At 69.7% G+C, this 692-nt stretch carries 1 protein-coding gene; it reads left to right on the top strand.

Translation table 11 applies throughout. The features are described from left to right. Positions 1 to 692: hypothetical protein (locus AWB83_RS35705; RefSeq protein ID WP_143750176.1), on the top strand; the 692-nt coding region annotated here is incomplete at both ends.

Here is a 692-nt window from a genome sequence, read left to right as displayed (position 1 = left end):
CTCACGGCGCTCACGCTCTCGAACGCGGGACAGCTTACCGCCTCGGGCGACGCGCACGTGCATGCGCAGACGCTCGACAACCGCGCGGGCAGCGTGACGGCCGGCAATGCGCTCGATGTCGCCGCAAGCGGCACACTCGACAATACGGGCGGCACGCTCTCGGGCGCCGAGACGCGCATCGCGGCTGCGTCGATCGACAACACGCACGGCAGCATCGACGGCGACGCGCTCGCCGTCGCGACATCGGGCGACCTGCTCAACCGCGACGGCAAGCTCGCCCAGTACGGCGCGCGCAATCAGACGATCAACGCAGGCGGTGCGCTCGACAATGCGGGCGGCACGATCGCCTCGAACGCCAACAATCCGAGCGTCATAGGCCAAAGCATCGCCAACGACGGCGGCGCGATCCAGCACGCGGGCGCGGGCGTGCTCGTCGTGGACTCGAAAGGCGCGCTATCGAACGTCGCGGGCCAGCTGGTGACCAACGGTGCGCTCGTGCTACGGGCCGCGCTGGCGCTGAACAATCGCCAGGGCGCGATTCAGGCGGCGCGACGCGCGGACGTGAGCGGCGCATCGATCGACAACACGGCAGGCCGCATCGTGTCGTTGAGTGGCGACGGCTTGAGCGTGAGCGCCGCCGATGCGCTCAACAACGGCGCGGGCGGCATGATCGGCAGCAATGGCTCGCTCGA

Origin of the sequence: Caballeronia ptereochthonis, from assembly GCF_001545075.1 — a bacterium.
Taxonomy (GTDB): Bacteria; Pseudomonadota; Gammaproteobacteria; order Burkholderiales; family Burkholderiaceae; genus Caballeronia; species Caballeronia ptereochthonis.
The sequence above is the reverse complement of the archived record's forward strand: the minus strand, read 5'-3'. Positions and strand labels throughout refer to the sequence as shown.